Genomic DNA, 19,293 nt, shown 5'->3' with positions numbered 1-19,293 from the left:
TCTTGACCGTTATGTTTAATTTCTCGTCTTAACGCTCGGGCCACTGGTGGTAGCCATGAGTGTTGAAGGAATGGTATCAACTACATGGGCTGAGGCATCTCCTTTGGATTTTGTTGGCGTCCTTAAGAAAATGGCCGAGGTAATGATTGAGTACTTTAAGGAGTTCAATCTACCCCAGGAATACTGGATGGGGGTTTATTCCCGTCTTCATGCCCGGGCAGGGGAGAGGTTTTTTGATGCGAGGCGGGTCTTTGAGGAGGTTATGGAGGAGTTTATTGAGGCAGGTAAGGTGGAGAGGTTTGTAGGAGAAGAAGTGCTCGAGTCGCTCAAATTTTTTGAAAGCTACCTCTTTGAGCTGGAGGCAGATTATACTGTGGTGTTGTCCCATTTGGGCCTGGAAGTTCTCTCTACACTCTCTCTTGAGCGGTCTGAGAATTCAGACTGATTTTTTACTTTTTTACCACAAATTGTTTAAGCTGGCCTGTCTGAGGGTTTCTGAGGTGCCAGGCCATGGGATCGTGCACAGGCAATTGCACGTGCATTTGCAAGGGCAGTGTACAGAAGCGTGCAGTTACGAAGAATGTTACGTTGAGAATTCGGGCTGATTTGGTGGAGTTTGCGAAGAGAGAAGGTATCAATATGTCGCGTTTGCTGGAAGAAGCTTTGAATGCGTTTTATTCTGGGAGAAGGGTGATTCTGGGGCCGGGGCCGGGATTTGAACCCGGGCTAGGGGATCCACAGTCCCCTGTGCTAACCAGGCTACACCACCCCGGCCATCTCCAGCTTAAGCTTTTGGGTTAGCTTTATAAAGTTTTCGTCAGAATCGGCGGAAGAAGGTATCTGGTGTCCTTTTGGGTGGATAACTCAAGTGTGGGCTGGTATTATGGGAAATCAAAAGGTCAGGGGTGGATTAAAGATGAAAGCCAAGCGGGAAGCCCTCCAAAGCCTCTTCACAGCCATGAGAGATGGAAAGGTTGACGAAGACATAATAGACATCCTCCTGCTCATCAACTCCATTAAGGGCATCTACACTACCTCCTCCTGCTCGGGAAGGATAGGCATCATTGAAGAGCCCGCTCTGGGGGCAAAGCCACTCTCTCGCTGGCTGATAAAAGTCCACAAGCCGATTGAGTTCGAGGAGGCCAGGGAAGCCCTGAAGAACGCGAAAGAAGGCATAATATTCCTCAAGAGTCAGCCGCCGATCTTCCATGTCGTTGCTGAAGGCCTTGAGAAGGCCAGGAAGCTCCACGAGCTTGGCCTGGCCTCGGGCTTCAAGTACACCACCTTCAAGGTCATCTCAACTAGATACCTCGTCGAGATAAACGCCACCGAGTACCTCACTACACCGCTCGGCAGGGACGGCAGAGTTCTCGTTGATGACGACTACCTCCGCTTTGCGGTTGAGATTGGCAACGAGATACTGAGGCGCTCAAAGGGTAGACTTCCGCGCCTCGAAGAGAACTTCAGGAGGCTGAGGGAAGAGCTTGGAACGGACGAGCTTTTCTACGAGCTTGCAGAAGAGTATAAAATCGGAGAAAACTGGAAGCTTCCCTAACGCATCTCGTTCCACTTCGGGTTTCCATACTTCTCTTCTATCAGCTTCTCAGCAAGTTCAAGCTCGTAGTCTGTCAGCTCGCCTTCTTCAAGCTCAAAGGCGTTGTAGAAGTTCTCCTTCAGCAGTTCGTAGGCCTCCCAGCGGGTGAGCTTTACTCCCTCACGTTCAAGGGTTGTAACCCGCTCCCAGATGCTCGAAACTCCCTTGTCCTTCAGCTTCTCCTTCGAAACGCGGAGAACCCTTCCGAGAACCTCGACCCTCGTTGCGTACATGAAGGTGCCGTGCTGGAGTATCACTCCCCTCCTTCGGGTCTGAGCCGAGCCGCTTATCTTCTTCCCGTTGGCAACTATGTCGTTCAGCCCAGAAAAGCCTGCATCGAGCCCGAGTTCTTTCAGTGCATCCACGAGCGGACCTGCAAGATAGCGGTAGCTCTCCTCAACGTTCTTGAGGGCCGGATGGTAGTCCTCTCCGATGACAACTGAGTAAGTTATCTCGCCGTACTCATCGTGGAAGACGCTTCCCCCGCCGGTTATCCTTCTCACAACTGGAACACCGAGCTTTTTTGCCTCTTCAAGGTTTACGTCGTGGACTACGCTCTGGAACCTGCCTATTGTCACTGAGCTGGGGGAGAAGGCATAAAGCCTCACTGTGTCAGGAACTTTTCCCTCGATTCTGGCCCTCATTATGGCCTCGTCTATGGCCATCTGGACTTCGGGCCTGGCAACTATGAGCGGGATGAAGCGGGTTCCCATTTGAACCACCATCGTTAAAAACTCCAAGGGGCTTTTAAGTTCAGCGATGATGACGCCAAGCCCTCCTGAGGGGTGATGAGAGCGGTCACCACTGAGCGGATAGAAACTTTGCCTGCGCAAAGTTTCATCAAAGTTCGTGATTCCTTCATTGGAAGCCTATTAGATAGGTTTTTCTTTTTTCTGAGCCTGTTTGATTTGTTGAACCTCTGTGAACGCTCATTTTCAATATGGTTTACCTTTTGGGTAGGTGCCCTTTGGGCGCTGAGAGTGGAAACCTTACTAGCGGATCCTTGTAAGGAGGTTCCCTATAAAGGGCCTCCAAGTCAAGTAAAAACAACTCGGTTGGGCAAACTTGACGAGAATCACAAAACTTGGTCAAAGAGAATGGCTAGAAGCCTCCTAAGGGACTTTTTCCAATCAATCACACTTCGGTGTGAGTGTTCTGGGGGTGTGGGGGGTTAGCCCCCCAGCAACCTTTGCTTGCGCAAAGCTTGACCAAAAGGTTCCACTTCCCCTTGAACTTGCTGTTAATAAGCGTATGATTTGCTAGAAGGCAAGCTCGCGCGGGTTTAATATTAAAAATTCCTCATTGATTGGGATTTTAACTTTCTTTTTAGTGCCCTTCGGTCACTATACGGTGAGAAAATTCTGCTAAATCAGCAGATTGGTGAGTAAACCCACTCAAAAGTTAGCTCGTTAAGAGCGCATACTCATCTTCCGCCAGCGCTGAAACTTTGCAGAGCAAAGTTTCATCAAAGTTTGTGGCTCTTCTTCAAGAGGGTTTTATTCAGGATTTTGGACCGCAAGTGCCCATTTTGAGTGAGAACATGCTTAGAAGACTTCTCAAAAAGTGTTTTTTCTTTTGACGCCCGAAGGGCGTTGATTTAGAGTTAAACACGTGTTAACAGGATTAGTTTGGGAGTTCTCACTTTCAAGCACAACTACTCGATGAGAAAAATCACGTGAAATTGGCATTCTGAAAAGAGCTACGAACCTTGATCAAACTTCGCGCAGGCGAAGTTTGTATTGGTAGCCCCGCCGGGATTCGAACCCGGGTCGCGGGATCCAAAGTCCCGCATGCTTGGCCGCTACACCACGGGGCTGCCCGATAGAGAGACAATAGTTTGAACTTATAAAGTTTAAGACTATCAACCTGCTCAAAAGTTTGGAAAAAGAAGCCTCAGATGATAAGCGACACGAGATCCATTATCGCCTTCTCAGGGTCCTTGGCTTTCGTGACGCCGCTCGCGAGGAGAACTCCGACGCTTCCGAGTTCGAGTGCCTTCTTGACGTCCTCTCCGGTGGAGATACCAGCCCCGGTTAGAACTCCAACGTCGGGGTTCACCTTCTTCACGAGCTCGACGGTGTTCGTGACGACCTCGGGTTTGGCCTTGCTAACCGGGATTCCAGTTCCAATGAGCTCTGGCGGCTCGACAGCAACGTAGTCTGGGCCAAGGGCAGCAACCGCCGCTGAAACCGCTGGGTTGTTGGAGCAGACCATCGTCATCAGTCCAACTTCTTCGGCGCGCCTTATCGCCGCTTCGAGGTCAGCCAGGATCATCCTGTTCTCAGAGTGATTGAGGAGCGTTCCAACGGCTCCAGCTTCCTTAACGGCCTCAGGAAGAACGTGGCCGGTGTGGCTCCCTGGCTTTATCGGGTCTATGTGCTGGGCAAAGACGGGGATTTCGACGCTCTCAGCTATCATCCTCAGGTCGGCCAGCTGGGGGGCGACGACGATCGTTATGCCCGTCTCCTTCCAGACTCTCTCAGCTGCCTTCGCTATCTCCAGAGCCCTCTTTCCTGTTGCCTCGATGTAGGTCTTGAAGTTTATCGCTATAATCGGCTCCTTTAGCTTCGCCATGGGTATCACCGTTAGTGTTATCACTTTTGGGCTTAAACGTCTTTCGGAGAGTTTCCTTTCCAGTGGAGCGGCCTTCCGAAGGGGTCAATCAAGCCGGCACGGATTAAAGAAGAGCTTATCTTGTCTCCGAGGTAGTTCTTTATTATGGGAATCGTCACAATATCGAGCGGCTTCAGGCCCTTCTCCTCGCGCGCCCTGTTCACGATGAGAGCGCCTTTGTAGGTCTCCTCACTTACCACAATCGCTTCGAGGCCCTTTATCCTGTCTGCAAAGCCGATGGCAGTGTGTATCTTTATTATTCTGTAGTCGGTGTAGCCGTTCACCCCAATGAACTTGAGGAGATCCTTAAGGCGGTGCTCATATGGGAGTATCCTCTCGGCGTAGGGCTTGTTCCTAACCATCTCATCGGAAGTCAGACCGATATAGACTATCTTCCCTACCTCGAAGGCCTTTCTGAGCAGGGCCTTATGGCCGAGGTGAAGCCTGTCAAAGGTTCCGCCAACAACGACCTTTCGGTACTTTTTTCTCATGGTCCTACTTACTCATGCAGACCAATAAGCTTTTTTGTCCCGCTGAAAACAGTATGCGGTGGTGAGGATGAACCTCGACTTCTTTTTCTACCCGTCAAGCGTCGCCGTCTTCGGGTCGTTCAAGAAGGGAGCGATAGCGTACGAAATCCTGAGGAACATCGTTGAGGGAGGTTTCGAGGGGAAGGTAATTCCAGTGAACCCAAAGGGCGGAACCGTTGAAGTCGGCGGTAAAACCTTCGAAATCAGGGAGAAGCTGGACGAGCAAGTTGATACAGCCATAATAGCGGTTCCAGCCAAAATCGTCCCGGCTTTGATTGACGAGATAGGGCCGCTCATCAGGGGTGCCGTGGTTATCTCGGCGGGATTTTCTGAGGTCGGCAACGAGAAGCTTGAGAGGGAGCTTGTGGAGAAGGCTCTAAAGCACGGTGTGAGGGTGATAGGGCCGAACTGTGCGGGCATCTTCGGCGTTCATGGGAAGTTCTTCGGCTCCTTCGAGGTTCGCGTTAAACCTGGTGGACTGGCCCTGATCAGCCAGAGCGGCGCCTTCGGCGGGGCGGCGCTGGCAATGGGAAACGACGAAAGGATCGGCTTTTCCGCCTTCGTCTCCTATGGAAACGCGGCCGACTTAAACGAGAGCGATTTTTTAAAGTACTTCGCCGACGACGAGAACACGAAGGCGATAGCCCTCTACATAGAGGGCGTAAAGGACGGGAGGCGTTTCCTAAAGGCCCTCCGCTACGCTTCCTCCAAAAAGCCAGTGATAGTCCTCAAGGCCGGGAAGAGCGCGAGCGGTGCCAAAGCGGCCGCCTCGCACACCGGTTCCCTGGCTGGAAGCTATGAAATCTACCACGCGGCGTTCAAGCAGGCGGGGGCGATAGAGGTCGAGGAGATGGAGGAACTGTTCGACGCGGCAAAGGCCTTCGAAATGTACCAGAGAGCTGGAAAGCGCGTTGCTGTTATTACCAACTCCGGGGGACCGGGAGTCTTGGCAACGGATAAGCTTGAGAGGCTTGGCCTTGAGATAGCGAAGCTGGATGAGAAAACAGTTGAAGAGCTCCGCTCCTTCCTTCCGCCGCAGTGCTCGGTGAAGAACCCGATAGACCTCATTGCAGATGCCGATTACGAAAGATACAGGAAAACCATCGAGGTCGTCTGCAGAGACGAGAACGTTGATGCACTCCTCGTTATCTGCGTGCCGCCGATATTCATATTAAGCGAGGAGATAGCGAGGGCAGTTATAGAGGCAGAGTGCGGCAAGCCGGTGATAGTGAACTTCATGGCGGGCGAACTGATTAAGGATGGTGTCGAACTCCTCGATGAGCACGGCATCAAGAACTTCCCGACGCCCGAGAGAGCGGCGAGGGTACTGAAGTGGCTCTCGATGAGGTAGCCTATCCAAACCCTTTTATACCCTCTCCTTTTAGCATGCCTTGGCATGATAGCGCTTGGTATAGAGGGTACGGCACACACGCTCGGCATAGGTATAGTGACTGAAAAGAAAGTCCTCGCCAACGTATTTGACACTCTCACAACGGAAAAGGGAGGCATCCATCCAAAGGAGGCGGCCGAGCACCATGCGAGGCTACTGAAGCCGCTTCTCAGGAAGGCCCTTGGAACTGCGGGAATAACGATGGAAGACGTTGATCTCATAGCATTCTCCCAGGGACCTGGACTTGGACCTGCGCTACGGGTTGTTGCCACTGCCGCGAGGGCGCTCGCAATAAAGTACAACAAGCCCATAGTCGGCGTGAACCACTGCATAGCCCACGTCGAGATAACGAAGATGTTCGGCGTTAAAGACCCGGTCGGTCTTTACGTGAGCGGAGGTAATACACAGGTTCTGGCTTTGGAGGGCGGCCGTTACCGCGTCTTTGGAGAGACACTGGACATCGGCATAGGCAACGCGATAGATACCTTCGCGAGGGAGCTCGGTATAGGCTTTCCTGGGGGACCAAAGATTGAGAAGCTCGCCTTAAAGGGTAAAAGGTACATTGAACTGCCCTACGCAGTTAAAGGAATGGATCTGAGCTTCTCAGGCGTTCTAACTGAAGCTGTTAGAAAGTACCGCACGGGCAGATACAGGATCGAAGACCTCGCCTACTCCTTCCAGGAAACGGCCTTCGCGGCCCTCGTCGAGGTCACAGAGAGGGCAGTTGCCCACACGGGCAAGGAAGAGGTTGTCCTGGTTGGGGGAGTTGCGGCAAACAACAGGCTCCGCGAGATGCTCAAAATCATGGCTGAAGACAGGGGGATTAAGTTCTTCGTACCACCCTACGACCTATGCAGGGACAACGGGGCAATGATAGCTTACACCGGCCTGAGGATGTACCTAGGAGGGGTAAGGTTTAAGATTGAAGATACAATAGTTAAGCAGAAGTTCCGTACCGATGAGGTGGAAGTTGTATGGAGGTAATAGTGCCTTGGCCAGTTTTTGTTGTTGACATCTTTCTCTTACTTGCCATTGGGTACGCTATTGTGTTCCTCATAAGGAGGCTCAACAAATACGGAGACCCTCAGTTGAACGCTTTCATTAAGTTGTCCTTAATTTTCCTCGTGATAGGAGAGCTTGGCAGAATAAGCGATTTGGTCGATGATTTTTGCTGTGCTGGCTTATTTGATATCTTCCAGTATGCAACGTATTTTGTATCTATTGTTGGTATCATTTACTCTTTGATTCATTATGTGAGGCTTTTAGAGGTGAAATATCTGCCCACTGTAACGAAAGTTCCCAAGTTGCAGAGCTCGTTTAAGGCTCACATAATCTTCTCCAAAAACAGATTGCTCGACGTTATAGACGTCCTCAAGGAGGGAGACTTTCCCGTTCTTGCCATAACAAGATCTCCCGATTTTTATTCGGGTCTCAATAGGGAAAACGTTTCTGTCATATGGGTCACGCAGAGTGGAAAGGGCGTCGCACCGACGGCCCTCCACGTCCTTCAGGGAGTTATCATTGATTTCGTACGGGGGAATCCCGGCTCAGTCGTGATAATAGACTGCCTTGAATACCTGATGCTCTACAATGACTTTAAGTCAGTCTTCAAGTTCCTGTCTGCGCTTAAGGACTATGTGGTGATCCAGCACGGCTCTGGACTGATAGTCTTCGTGGATGAAGAAGTGTTAACCCGGCAGGAAAAGGCCCTCCTCCTGAAGGAGTTCGAACCGCTCTAAAACCTGCTTTTTATCTTCATGGTGTACTTGGGGTATATCTCCCTGCTGAAGCGCACGAACTTTGTTTTTCTCGGCGATCTGACTATTGTTATCTCTATTTCTGGCGAGAGGTAGGTGTAAAACTGCCCGTCTATTGACAGGATTACTTCCCTAGTCATGGCGACGTTCCTCACGTCTATCCTGCTGGATGATGGAACCACCATAGGTCTTGAGCTGAGGGCTATTGGTGCGAGAGGGGCTATTACAACAACGTCAAGCCTCGGATCAACGAAGGGGCCACCGGCGCTCATCGCATACCCTGTTGAGCCTGTTGGTGTGGAGATGATAAGCCCGTCGGAGCGCACCTCGTCTGCCAGGCCGCCGTCGATGTAGTACTTCAGGTGGATTATTTTCCCCGGAATTCCAGTAAGGATTGCGACCTCGTTGAGGGCATCTGGGACCCTGTTTTCGCCGTCTAAGAATGTCCTCAGCTTTATCCTCTCGTCTATGTGGTAGTCACCCTCTATAACCCTGCTCAAGGCAAAAAAGGTCTCGTGGGGTTCAACCTCCGTTAGAAAGCCGAGAGTGCCCATATTAATGCCGAGAATCGGTATTTCCTTCTTTGTTTTGTGCTCCACACGGAGTATCGTGCCGTCGCCGCCGATAACGACTATGATGTCAACATCAAACTCCTCCAGAGGGAGAACATCTTCCTTGTTGAACTCCTTAAGGTATTTGTACGTGTCTTCATCTACCACGACATCGAAACCACTAACCTTGAGAAAATCATAAACCCTGTAGGCCAGCTTCAGGGCCTCTAATTTGTCTCTCCTGGCGACGACACCGAACTTCATCGAACCACCGAGGACACTTCTCCTTAATCCTTGGAGAGTTACCTAATTAAACCTTTCTTTTTCCTGCGAATTTTTGCCCCGAGGTGAGTTGTCGCCAGCGCCCCCACCGCAGTCGGTATCCAGTAAGAAATGAGCCTGTCGAGGAGTGTGGCGGTGACGGCGTGCTCTTTCTCAATCCCAAGGAGCACGTAGGTTGCTGAATTGACCGTCTCTATGAGGCCCGCCCCTCCCGGAATCACGCTCAACATTCCGACTACCATTCCAACCATCTGAACGACGACCACGTCCGCGAACTTTATGGGATATCCTATGACTAAGAACGCATAATAGCCCCTAACAACGACCGTTAGCCAGGAAACCGTAGAATAAATCGTGGCGAGTAAAAAAGCTCTCTTGTGAGTTATGAGGAACCTGAAATCGTTCTGGAAGCGGGGAACATCGACCTCCACAACTCTCTCAAACTTCTCACGGTACTTTTCCGCCACTACAGGCAGGAGGCGCTCTACAAGTTTGAAGAACCAGCGGAGCGCCCCCTTGGTCTTCCTCTCGCTTAGAAGAATCCCCAGAGTTAAGGCGACAAGACCGAAAAACACAACATCCAGGAAAATTAGGATTATCGCCAGAGACCTTGAACCGAGGGAGTAGACGTACGCGGTGGCAACGGCGAGCATTCCCACCACTGGGATTAGGTCAAGGATTCTGTCCATCATCACCGTCGCGAACACAGGACCATAGGGCCTCTCAATTTCTTTGGCCAGAAAATACGTTCTCACTGGCTCCCCTCCGCCCCGCGCCCCAGGAGTTGCGTTGTTTACGAAGATGCCGGCCATTAGGGCCATCAGGATCTTTGAAAACGGGGCCTCCATGTTTAGGGCATCTATAAGAACCTTCCACCTCATTGCCCAAGCTAAGAGGCCCAAGATATACACAAAAAACGCGAGAACAAGGTACTTAATACGGGCTCTCTTTAGAATGGCAATTACCTCATCTATCCCGGCCCACCAGAGGAGAGCGGCGATGATTCCGATCGCGACTCCAAAAAGTGAAACCTTTTTCCAGTCCATCCTCACACCTTCCTGAGCTTTGCTATGAAGAAGCCCTGAGTCAGGTGTCTGTTCGGATAAAACCTCTGGACGCCCTCCATGTTAATTCCGTGGGACGCTATAAAAATGCTCTGCTCTTCAAGCTTCAGGCCTTTTTGGAGCATGTATTTGACGTTGGCCTCGTTCTCCTCGTAGCTGATTGTACAGGTAGAGTAAACCAGCGTCCCGCCCTTCCGAAGGGACTTTATCGCGGCCCAGATGAAGGCCCTCTGGTATCTCGCGGTTGCCTCAATGTCCTTTGGCGTCCTAGTTTCCCAGAGCTTGGGCCTTATTCCGAGCGCGGTGCAGGGGGCGTCAAGGAGTATCTTATCGGCTTCAATCCCAAGCTCGGGAAGCTTCCTAGCGTCCATATGAATGAGCTTAACGTTCTTCACGCCGAGTCTCTTGAGTTCCTCCTCCATCTTCTTTAGCCTGTTCCTGGACTTGTCGATGGCTATTATCTCGCCCCGGTTCTGCATGAGCTGGGCTATGTGTGAGGTCTTTCCTCCAGGGGCCGCGGCCATATCGATGATGAGGTCTTCCTCACTTGGCTCGAGAACCCTTGAAGCTACCATCGAGGGCAAACTTTGAGCGTAGAAGAGACCCTCCTTGAAGCTCTCCAGCTCGCTCAAACTTGGGAGCTTGAACTTTGGCAGTGTTACCTCAACCGCCAGACCCCTCGTGGCGGTTACCATCTCCTTCCCGCTCATCCTCGCGATGCCGATTCCGACCAGAAGTCCCCTCGGATCCCTAATTTCGACCTCGTCGCCAGGCTTTATACCCTTATCAGCCTTCAGAACTCCCGGTGCGTAGAGCATTGCTCCCTGATAGACGCTCTCGCTGGCAAACTTGTTCGCGACAACCTTCTTGAGGCCTGGATCGTAATCATCGTCGAAGTTCGGCCCTTCCCTCTCGAAGTATATTCCCTCCGCTAGGTAAGGACTTCTCTTGGGCTTTAAGCCTTCTCTCCTCAGCCGCCTCATCAGTTCGCTCCTGCTCGTCTTGAGGGTGTTCACTCTGATATAGTACTTCTCGACTGGAGTTCTCAATGATGCCATGATCTCTTCCGCCTCGTTCCCGAAGAGCTTTCTGTAGTAATCCCTGAGCTCGGCTGGAAAGGCTTCCTCGTAGCCCATAGACACACCTCAAAGGTCAAAGATTTCAAAGCGATTTCCGAGTTCTATAACCTTAAAAAGTCCCTCTTTAAGCTTTTCAACATCGTCAAAGTTGGCCTCGAACTGGAAAACCTTTTCAGGACTTTCTTGTATTCTCTTGACGATCTCCTCCGGCAGGGGGCTGTCCCTCATGCAGTTGTAGACGTCGTTGAGGAAGTCTTCACTTCCGTAGATGAAGCTCTTCGGAAAGGCCTCAAGAAATGCTTCAAGAAAGTCCTCGCTCACCTTCTCCTTCGGGACGGCGACGACGAAGTAATAGCTTTCAGGGGTTGCACCGACTTCAATCTGCGGCTTCACCTCAAAGGCAGGATGAGGGTAGCTCATCTGTCTCCACTCGCCGTCAAGGAAAATGTAAGCCCCAAAGACCTCCTCCACATCTTCCACCTTAAAGCCGAACTTTGGGAGTTCTTCCTTAAGCTTCTGATTGAGCGTGAATACGTCCTCCCAGAGCCTGTTGAGAAACTCATGGATGGCTCTCACGTCAAATTTCTCTCTCATGCTCCCACCGAAAATAAGGGGAGAAAAGTGGTTTAAAAGTCATTCCCTAAGAGGGATATTCGAAAGGGCCTCGTTTATGGTGGCCATTATGTCCGTTTGTATTACAGTCTTCTCGCTTGTGAGCTTCATCCTGGCGCTCTTACCTCCCGCGCTCACTGTTATGTAGAAGTTTACCTCAACAAGGCTCTTCTCTCCGTTCTTTATGTGGGTTACTAGAACCTTCGGGAGGTATTCCGAATATATCTTAGTATCGATGGGAACCGTCGCAACGCCTCCAGCCGGTATTGTGACCCCTTGGCTGACGTTTCCAACCCCTACTTTTATACCGTTTACAAAAATCTCAAACTCGAGGTTTGAGACGGGAATGGGGAACGAGTTTGGATTCTTCAGCGTTGCGTAGGTTTTCAGGTTCCAGAGGCCGTTCTCAGCCCCCAGCCACACCACCTTTGTTCCTTCAACGGATGGGGTGTAGAGTAGGCCTCCAAAGACAGGCCTGCTCTCGGCTTTGAAGTCCAGCTGACCGAGGATATCCTGCTGGAGTTCCTGAGAGAAGTTAAGCGTAGGGTGAAACAGACCAAAAAGTCCTAACCTAATCTCGATGCTCGCCTCACCGTGCTGGTTGTTGTCAAAGTACCTTTCAAGTGCCCTTACAAGTTCATTTGGATCAATACCCATCACGATTCTTGCGTTTGTTTTTGTGGGAGAGTAGTCAAATTCCTTAAGGGAGGCCACTTCAACGCCGTTGAACTGTATTGAAAGGTTCTCAACGGAAGCTGGGATAAAGAGCACCTTTCCAAGCTCGGCATCAACTACTACTTCAACGTTCTCCTCATTCACGTTGCCCCACTTTGCCGTAAGAACTGGGGTAATTGTCATTACGGCGTAGGCGATGTAAGCTCCCCATAAGACAAGGATCAGAACTATCAGGAGAAAAACTGCAACAACTTTCTTCATGGCTTCTTCACCTTATATCTTAACTGCCTTAATCCTTATAAGCAATTCTGCCGGCCATAATTTGGGTGGTTAAATGGGATGGCCCTCATCCGTTTTCTGGGCGTTCTGGTACATACTCCCTGCTTACTTTGCCAACGCATCTCCAGTCCTCGTTGGGGGCGGCAGACCAATAGACGGTGGGAGGGTCTGGAGAGACGGCAGGAGACTTTTGGGAGACGGCAAAACCCGGAGAGGGTTTATAGGAGGCGTCCTGATAGGGACTCTAGTCGGGGTAGTTCAGTACTTTATAACACCCGGTTTCTATGGGAGCCTCGAGACCGCTGTGAAGCTTGCATTTCTGCTGTCATTCGGCGCTCTTGTTGGTGATCTCGTCGGAAGCTTCATCAAGAGGCGGGCAAACCTTCCGAGGGGCTACCCTGCTGTAGGACTTGACCAGTTAGGCTTCCTAATAAGCGCTCTGGCATTCGCTTACCCTGTAAAAACCCTTTCCAGCGGACAGATAATATTCCTTCTGGTCGTGTCCCCGTTCATTCACTGGGGGGCCAACTACTTCGCCTACAAAATGGGTTGGAAGAGCGTACCCTGGTGATTTAGAGTTTTATTGTTTCCCTCCCATTCTTTGTTAACTTTCTCTGACAGTATAACAGAATTACAATAGAAAAATTTTTATATACAATCAAAAGTTGTAAAATTGGCGATCCCATGAGAAAGATCCTCTGTATACTGTTGACAGTAGTGGTTTTTGGACTAACCATAAGCTCGGCGGTCTCCATGAGCTATGTTGCAGCAGCCACCGACTCTGAAGACACGACCTCAGTTTACAACGCATTTTGGGACATCTTAAACAGAGAAGCCATGTTGGTTTTAGAGGCCCAAGAGGGCAATACTACAGCCGCTCAAGAGCTGATAACTAACTCCAGAGAAGGCGAGAAAAACGCCGCTCAAATTTCTGCTCTTGTTTGGGAAGCACTTGAGGAACTGGATTCCTCGGGAGTAAAACTCTACTATACAGAAGAAGAGCTTAGGGGAATGGCACAGGAGATTAAGCAAAAAGGACTTCCAAGTGAGACCGTAAAAACTCTCAGAGAGCAGGGGTGGAGTGATGGGGAGATTCAGGCTCTTCAAAACTATATAATCCAAAACGCGGACAATATAACGGGAGATTTCAACATGAGCGAGTTTCTTGAGAACTTCTCAACGGCTTTTGTTAAGGTCGGCTTTAAGTACGCTCACTATGAGACCTTCGGACTTGAGAAGTGGAAGTGGGGAAGCACTGAAAACTTCACTGGAAACCTGCCCCAAGATGTTAGCATCAACCCCCTTCTTGCTGAAGAGTGGGTGAACTTCTACAAAGCTTACCTTGAAAGGAACAGTACTGAACTTGAGGAATCAATTGAGGTCCTATCCTCCAGGACATATGCCCTCTTAACTTCTCACTCATCATTTAAAGCCCGTGCAGAGTTGCTGAGGAATGGGAGTCTGATTCTGAGACATGAAACCGTGACCGGAGTTGATTTTTACTCCAATGGCTTCGCTGTCATCAAAACATCTTCAGATTATGATGACTGGAGGAATCTCAAGAAAGTTACAGTAACAGACACTTACTACTGGCCAGCCGCTTTGAGGACTTACAACCTAACAAGACAGGTCTATGTCATCGTTATGGCAATGAACCAGGGAAATGATAATCCAGAACTCTGGTGGATTCTCAATCAAAAGGTTGATGAGCTGAAGGAGGCTCTCAAAGTTTACGTCTCGGAGAGCGTGACTGAAAAGCCTCTGAAAATCAAGCCTTCATTACCTCCGATTTCGATAGAGCCTCCAAAACAGCCCATTGGGACCCTTTCGTCTTCCGGTGGAAGTCTGAGCACCCAGAGCACTTCAGAGGCTCCAACAACTCTAAAGCCTACTGAGGTTGAAAGGAAAACCCTTGATCCATACACTCAAGAGGGAATCCTCAATGCTGGTGTCAGTGTGATACCTGTTGAAGTAACGGACTCCTTCATTCAGTATCAAGTCGTTGTTAGTATGAAAGCTAAAAACAACGTCGTCACCGATGTCCGTATCTCAGTTCATGGCACCGGGCTGAGCGACAGCGGAGAAATCGGCATGATTCATCCTGACGACGGTGAGGTTGATTGGACCTCTTCAATCAGTGATAAAGTTAGGGGGAGTAACCAGGTTATTGTCAGTGGGAAAGTTAAGATAACATACACCTCAAACAGCGGGCCAACCCCAAATTCCATAAGGGATCCCCCATATCCAAGGTGAACCAAAGACAAAGGAGATAATCCTTCAGTATTCAACCACGATAGATCTAAAAGAGGACATAAATCCGGCCAAGGTTACAGTGACCGTACAGCCCTCAAAGAGCCAAGTTAAAGTCGATGAACCGGTATACTTCACTATTACCGTGCTCAACGACAACTCTAAGGACGTTGAGGGTGACTACACTTTCACTATTCCATGCATAGGAAGAAGACCAATAAAGGGTCACACTGTCTCTCCTGCTGGATCTTATGGCGAGGACACCATTGGTCCAATAACGTGTCCAGAACACGGGGAGTATGGCTATCATGTCACCTTCTATTTTGGCCCATATAACAGAACCAGCGGGGGAAGACTTGTTGTCGTAAATAGAGATAACGGCGGAAACGATGACTCCAGTGGTTCTCTCAAAATCAAGGACGCACGTTTCAGTCCAGAAACGCCAAAGGATGGGGACACCGTGACGTTCCAAGTCAAGGTTTATAACAACTACACGGATGACAAGAATGTGAAGCTGACGCTTTACATTGATGGCTCGGAGGCTGATTCGGTGGCCGGTAGTGTTTCAGCGGGCTCTACGGGAGAGTTTTCCCTCCACTGGGGTGCCGAGGCTGGGGAGCACTCGTATGAGGTTAAGCTTTACAGTGTAGACGAGAAGAACGGGAAAGAGGCCCTAGAGGACAGTGAGGACGGGAGCATTGAAGTTTCGCGCGTGGTGAATGGTCTCTCCGCCTGGTTTGAGGTTGTTCCGAATCCTGTTGAAGCTGGTAATAATGTGACGGTTTACATCACTGTGAAGAACTCAGAGAACTACAAGCAAACATGGCCGATTGAATTAGTTGGTAACACTGGAAACGTTTGGTGGCCTCGCGAGGACTACTACGGGATGAACTACTCAATATCGGATGGTGATTTAACCATTTACGCCAACAAGACTGCAAGAATAACCGCAACCATAGGACCCATAACTCAGAACACGACTCTAACACTGAAAATCGGCGGATACCAAATGGCAAGCAAATACGTTGAGGTAAATAGCAACAGTCAACTTATAATGTCAAAAGCATCTTGTGAAGATATAAAATTTGATTTTAGTGACTATGCTTACAGAGCTACAGTTTCATGTGAGGTTTATCTACATAATCTGAGAAATCAAGAAGTATATATTGAGCATATCTCAGTAGAGGACTACTCTCTTGGTCAACTGGAAAAGATTCCCCTAGGGAGTCTTGGAGTAGAGAAGTGGCTCATAAGTCCACAAGAATTCACGATAAAACCTTGGGAAACTAGAAGAATAGTGTTTTCACTGCCAATCTACGTAAGTTCTTACATCCCGATAAGTGGAAGTGATGCAACTGAAGTAGTACTCAAGAATGGCGAATATACAAATATAAAATTTGAGTATACCCTTGGATACAGTATTGACAGAAAAGTTTGGCACCATTACTTTAACTCAGTTTCACAACACGTAAAAATTACTATGGACACTAAAACCGTTGTAGCAGATTATGTACTGAGCGGCATAGCAGCCATTACGGATCCAAACACTGCAATCAGCATTTCAATTGGATCCGTAAGAATCTTAGGTCTTAAGGTTAATGGGAAGTTAGGTTTGGATCCCTGGGCGTTTCTGTGGAACGGTCTGATTAAGCCATATATACTGGAACACACATAGGGAGGGATCACTATGAGGAAGAAGTTTATCCTTGGGATTTATCTTTTAGGATTTATTCTTCTTTTTGTCTTAGAGAACGTAAAATGTGGGTATAATAAAACTGTCAAATCTATAATTCTCACATTCTTAGGTATGTTCATAGTGGTCTTCGTGTATCTAACTCTTAATAAACTAAATGATAGATCCTACAAAGATCCATATGCGCTGATGGGAATGGATATCCTTCATGAATTTCTCTCTGGAAAACGTGGAGTAGCACGGCAACTTTTTGGGATTTGGATTTTATTAGTTCTTCCGTTTGCAATATTTTTGGAAGACAGTCCAAATCAATGCTTTTGGTTTTTTATACTCCCCATCACAGTAATTAGTACACTCAGTGTGTATACTATTCTAAGTGGAAAACAAAAAGAATACTAAAGAGGTGGTGATTCAAAATGGTAAGTGTTTCCCTTTTGCTTCTTTATCTTTCCTTCCTCTTTGGAGTGATTGTAGGAATTAAGACGAAATCATGTCATCCAGTGTTGGCAATTCTGGTATTCTCATCAGCTTTTGTAGCAGGAGCTGAGTACAACAGATCATATATTGCAGTCATTTCGTGGTTTGTGTTATCTGCCTTGTTTTCCTATTTGTTCTATTTGGAGTATGTGCACCCTAGGGTAAAACATGAAAGGGATGAGAGCGTTGGTGATGTACTGATGGGATATCTTTTAGGACTCGGCATATTGTTAATCCTAAAGTTCTATGGAGCGGGATGGATTCTTTCCCTCCTAGTTAGCTATTGGGTGTTCTATTTAGTGCTTATAATTGGTCACGGGAAAATAGAAAAGCTTTTTACCTTCTTAAAATCCCGTGGGTTGCCTTCTCTATCGGCGCTTTGATTGAGGAGTTTGGTCTTCAGAAAGACCTGGTGTCTTTCCTTATAGTTTACGCCTTGGTTTTTATCCTATGGCTCAAGTTCGATCTTCCGAGATTGTGGAAGCCGCCAAGAATAACGTAAACCTCAACCAGTTGGGTGAATTCCATGAGCATGAGTGTTGTTCCATCAAAAGCTTTCCAGTGAAAAGCCGAGGCTGGAAGTACTCCTTGAGATTATGGGATGAATATGATGAATCAAGTTCGAAGAATCTTCAAGAAAACCTCTAAGACACTAGATAATATTTCCCTCCAAAAAATTTTTGCTTTTTAACATTCTACTCACGGGGCTTTTGTTGCTCCCGCCCTCTAAGTTTGCACTAATTGAATATGTATATGGAACAATAAAGCTCGGAATAGTTTATGGATGGTTTGTATTTTTATTAGCTATTAGCTCTTTTTTATACTCTTGTAGATGTTCCCAATAAGCTGTATGTGTCAATATTAGACTGGATTGCTTCTATTGTGGCTTTTGGTTTTATTACATTCTTCCTTGTGGTGGAACGGCAGTGGTCAGTGATTTTAAAAGTGCTCATTTTGACAGTAGTCACCTTGCTATGAAGTTGTCTAACTATTAAAGTCCTGCAATTTCTCCACAGGAAAATCAGTAAGGGATACTGAAGAGGTGATGATCCAAAAATGGTAGTGAATACTCTCATCTTTCTGCACCAGGGGACTGAATACAACAGCACATACATTGCAATTAATTCGTGGCTTGAACTAAATGTTGATGTGGGAACAGTTGTTACCCCTAGCAGGTTTTATCCTAAACATGTATTCCAATATACGAGCGCCTGCTCCCCTGGGAGCAATGAGACTGACAACAATCTAATCGGGGTGGTTAGAGTGGAAATTAGTCTAGAGGGTTTTTCAAATTTTCTTTTGATTGTTATCGCCCCTTTCCTCTTGATATCTCAACTGATGATCCTCGGCAGTAGAGAAGCCATTCGTAGAAACAACTTGGAAGGGATTGTTCGTTTGTATACATGGGCTTTTGTGTACCCTTTTACATATATATGCATCATATTCAGTATTTATGTGACTAAATCCAATTATTGGAACAATCCTAATTAGTTGTTTCTATTCTTGGAACGTTGTATCTTATCAATGCCTTCAAAAGCAATTTCCGTACTTTTACACGGGCATATTTGTATCCATTGTTGGGTTTGCTTGCCGTGCTGTATGTCTAGCTCCCCTTTACATTGTGATACATAACGGTGAGTTTTCCGTTGTCATGTGCATTGTGTTACTGTACATCCCTATGGTAATTCTTGTTGGGGTATAAGACACATCTCGCCTTGAGCTACGCTGTAATTACACATTGGTTCCGGGGAGAAATAGAGGCCATCGATGGGAAAAATATGAAAATGTATACGGACGATGAAGGTTCAGTTAGCAGAGCTCTGGACAGCATCCCCCAAACTATATGGAGCTGGAAACGATGAGTGATTAACAGGTGGTTGAAATGCTAGATGTATGTGGTTCATTACTCCTTTTCCTTTTTACCTACCTCGACGTAGTCTTATTGTTAAAGTTCGCTAGGATGCGGCCCCTAACTGATGATCTCAAAGATAAACTTCCAGAGTTGGGCCTATATGTTTTGTTATTCCCCTACTTGTTGCTGTTTGTATATATCGGAATTTTGGAATCGTTGTCTCTGGAAAACGCTCTCCTTGCAGGATTCATATTGATAACCGTTGTTCTTCTTTCTTTAATCTTGGATATACATGTCAAAAATAAGCCGAACTTCTCCAAAAAGTTGTCTCTCCATCTTAATACTTGGTTGATTGTCTTGGATGCAGTGATTCTGAGTGTTGTTTCAACATCAGTTTGCGGTAGAGGTGAGAGCATCGCATTGGTGACTTTGCCCCTTGGAGGTTATGTATTGCTTAGCTGGAAGTATCAGGAGGTATTTACCACAGTGGAGGCATCAATACGGGAGTTATGGAAATGACTCTGAACGAGGCTTTGTTTGTATCTGATGTTGTATTATATCCTGTTAACAGTAGTAATAGCTTCAATCGCTTTAG

The 19,293-nt window shown here is 48.0% G+C and carries 19 protein-coding genes, 2 tRNA genes and 1 pseudogene; 12 read left to right on the top strand and 10 right to left on the bottom strand.

Annotated elements, in window-relative coordinates:
• Nucleotides 1-55 precede the first annotated feature (55 nt).
• Nucleotides 56-445: a hypothetical protein gene (locus tag A0127_RS05610; RefSeq protein ID WP_062389019.1), complete on the top strand. Its 390-nt coding sequence runs from the start codon at nucleotides 56-58 to the stop codon at nucleotides 443-445.
• Nucleotides 446-510: 65 nt separating this feature from the next.
• Nucleotides 511-660, top strand: a pseudogene (locus tag A0127_RS10885) (hypothetical protein); the annotation flags it as partial.
• A gap of 37 nt (nucleotides 661-697) precedes the next feature.
• Here A0127_RS10885 and A0127_RS05605 read toward each other — a convergent pair.
• Nucleotides 698-774: transfer RNA gene (locus A0127_RS05605), tRNA-His, on the bottom strand.
• A gap of 142 nt (nucleotides 775-916) precedes the next feature.
• On the opposite strand from A0127_RS05605, the gene taw3 reads away from it, so the two are divergent.
• Nucleotides 917-1,555, top strand: coding sequence for a tRNA(Phe) 7-((3-amino-3-carboxypropyl)-4-demethylwyosine(37)-N(4))-methyltransferase Taw3 (gene taw3 / locus A0127_RS05600; protein ID WP_062389016.1), 639 nt, complete (start codon nucleotides 917-919; stop codon nucleotides 1,553-1,555).
• Here the strand turns inward: taw3 and A0127_RS05595 are convergent.
• The 4 genes from A0127_RS05595 to coaD all read right to left on the bottom strand — a co-directional run bounded on the left by A0127_RS05595 (nucleotide 1,552) and on the right by coaD (nucleotide 4,698).
• Nucleotides 1,552-2,307, bottom strand: a complete 756-nt coding sequence (locus tag A0127_RS05595) for a lipoate--protein ligase family protein (protein ID WP_062389013.1) — start codon at nucleotides 2,305-2,307, stop codon at nucleotides 1,552-1,554. The two genes, taw3 and A0127_RS05595, sit on opposite strands and share 4 nt — an antisense overlap.
• A 1,027-nt stretch (nucleotides 2,308-3,334) precedes the next feature.
• Nucleotides 3,335-3,410 (bottom strand) — tRNA-Gln (locus A0127_RS05585).
• Between the two features lie 77 nt (nucleotides 3,411-3,487).
• Nucleotides 3,488-4,168, bottom strand: a complete 681-nt coding sequence (gene tpiA, locus A0127_RS05580; protein ID WP_062389006.1) for a triose-phosphate isomerase — start codon at nucleotides 4,166-4,168, stop codon at nucleotides 3,488-3,490.
• 32 nt (nucleotides 4,169-4,200) lie between these two features.
• On the bottom strand, nucleotides 4,201-4,698 hold the full coding sequence (coaD, locus tag A0127_RS05575; RefSeq protein ID WP_062389003.1) for a phosphopantetheine adenylyltransferase: 498 nt from the start codon (nucleotides 4,696-4,698) through the stop codon (nucleotides 4,201-4,203).
• 67 nt (nucleotides 4,699-4,765) lie between these two features.
• Between coaD and A0127_RS05570 the strand changes: the two genes are divergently transcribed.
• From A0127_RS05570 to A0127_RS05560, 3 genes are read left to right on the top strand one after another with little or no spacing between them, the layout of a single operon-like run.
• A complete protein-coding gene (locus tag A0127_RS05570; RefSeq protein ID WP_062388999.1) occupies nucleotides 4,766-6,088 on the top strand; it encodes an acetate--CoA ligase family protein in 1,323 nt (440 codons plus the stop codon).
• Between the two features lie 45 nt (nucleotides 6,089-6,133).
• Nucleotides 6,134-7,111: a bifunctional N(6)-L-threonylcarbamoyladenine synthase/serine/threonine protein kinase gene (locus A0127_RS05565; RefSeq protein WP_062388996.1), complete on the top strand. Its 978-nt coding sequence runs from the start codon at nucleotides 6,134-6,136 to the stop codon at nucleotides 7,109-7,111.
• Entirely contained in the window at nucleotides 7,102-7,866 is a 765-nt protein-coding gene (locus A0127_RS05560; protein ID WP_054840755.1) for a DUF835 domain-containing protein, read from the top strand. Before A0127_RS05565 ends, A0127_RS05560 begins: the two co-directional genes overlap by 10 nt.
• On the opposite strand, the gene A0127_RS05555 is transcribed toward A0127_RS05560, so the two are convergent.
• From A0127_RS05555 to A0127_RS05535, 5 genes are read right to left on the bottom strand one after another with little or no spacing between them, the layout of a single operon-like run.
• A complete protein-coding gene (locus tag A0127_RS05555; RefSeq protein ID WP_062388994.1) occupies nucleotides 7,863-8,699 on the bottom strand; it encodes an NAD(+) kinase in 837 nt (278 codons plus the stop codon). The two genes, A0127_RS05560 and A0127_RS05555, sit on opposite strands and share 4 nt — an antisense overlap.
• 38 nt (nucleotides 8,700-8,737) lie before the next feature.
• On the bottom strand, nucleotides 8,738-9,763 hold the full coding sequence (locus A0127_RS05550) for a lysylphosphatidylglycerol synthase transmembrane domain-containing protein (RefSeq protein ID WP_062388990.1): 1,026 nt from the start codon (nucleotides 9,761-9,763) through the stop codon (nucleotides 8,738-8,740).
• Nucleotides 9,764-9,765: 2 nt separating this feature from the next.
• Complete coding sequence (locus A0127_RS05545; protein ID WP_062388983.1) at nucleotides 9,766-10,917, bottom strand: RsmB/NOP family class I SAM-dependent RNA methyltransferase; 1,152 nt, start codon at nucleotides 10,915-10,917, stop codon at nucleotides 9,766-9,768.
• Between the two features lie 9 nt (nucleotides 10,918-10,926).
• Nucleotides 10,927-11,454 carry a DUF3201 domain-containing protein gene (locus A0127_RS05540; RefSeq protein ID WP_062388979.1) on the bottom strand — a complete coding sequence of 176 codons (528 nt, stop codon included), beginning with the start codon at nucleotides 11,452-11,454 and terminating at the stop codon, nucleotides 10,927-10,929.
• 39 nt (nucleotides 11,455-11,493) lie between these two features.
• Nucleotides 11,494-12,408, bottom strand: a complete 915-nt coding sequence (locus A0127_RS05535) for an LEA type 2 family protein (protein ID WP_062388976.1) — start codon at nucleotides 12,406-12,408, stop codon at nucleotides 11,494-11,496.
• A gap of 73 nt (nucleotides 12,409-12,481) precedes the next feature.
• Here A0127_RS05535 and A0127_RS05530 point away from each other — a divergent pair, with 73 nt between their 5' ends.
• From A0127_RS05530 to A0127_RS05495, 6 genes are all read left to right on the top strand, one after another.
• Complete coding sequence (locus A0127_RS05530) at nucleotides 12,482-12,997, top strand: CDP-2,3-bis-(O-geranylgeranyl)-sn-glycerol synthase (RefSeq protein WP_062388973.1); 516 nt, start codon at nucleotides 12,482-12,484, stop codon at nucleotides 12,995-12,997.
• A 113-nt stretch (nucleotides 12,998-13,110) separates the two neighbouring features.
• Nucleotides 13,111-14,679: a hypothetical protein gene (locus tag A0127_RS05520; protein WP_156471157.1), complete on the top strand. Its 1,569-nt coding sequence runs from the start codon at nucleotides 13,111-13,113 to the stop codon at nucleotides 14,677-14,679.
• 142 nt (nucleotides 14,680-14,821) lie between these two features.
• Nucleotides 14,822-16,351 carry a CARDB domain-containing protein gene (locus tag A0127_RS05515; protein ID WP_197463561.1) on the top strand — a complete coding sequence of 510 codons (1,530 nt, stop codon included), beginning with the start codon at nucleotides 14,822-14,824 and terminating at the stop codon, nucleotides 16,349-16,351.
• Between the two features lie 12 nt (nucleotides 16,352-16,363).
• Nucleotides 16,364-16,768, top strand: coding sequence for a hypothetical protein (locus A0127_RS05510; RefSeq protein ID WP_054840763.1), 405 nt, complete (start codon nucleotides 16,364-16,366; stop codon nucleotides 16,766-16,768).
• A 17-nt stretch (nucleotides 16,769-16,785) separates the two neighbouring features.
• Nucleotides 16,786-17,229 (top strand): hypothetical protein, encoded by a 444-nt coding sequence (locus A0127_RS05505; RefSeq protein WP_231855732.1) that lies wholly within the window; start codon nucleotides 16,786-16,788, stop codon nucleotides 17,227-17,229.
• 1,490 nt (nucleotides 17,230-18,719) lie between these two features.
• Nucleotides 18,720-19,217, top strand: a complete 498-nt coding sequence (locus tag A0127_RS05495; protein WP_156471156.1) for a hypothetical protein — start codon at nucleotides 18,720-18,722, stop codon at nucleotides 19,215-19,217.
• Nucleotides 19,218-19,293 lie beyond the last annotated feature (76 nt).

The sequence above is a fragment of the Thermococcus peptonophilus genome, from assembly GCF_001592435.1.
GTDB classification, from domain to species: domain Archaea; phylum Methanobacteriota_B; class Thermococci; order Thermococcales; family Thermococcaceae; genus Thermococcus; species Thermococcus peptonophilus.
The sequence above is the reverse complement of the archived record's forward strand: the minus strand, read 5'-3'. Positions and strand labels throughout refer to the sequence as shown.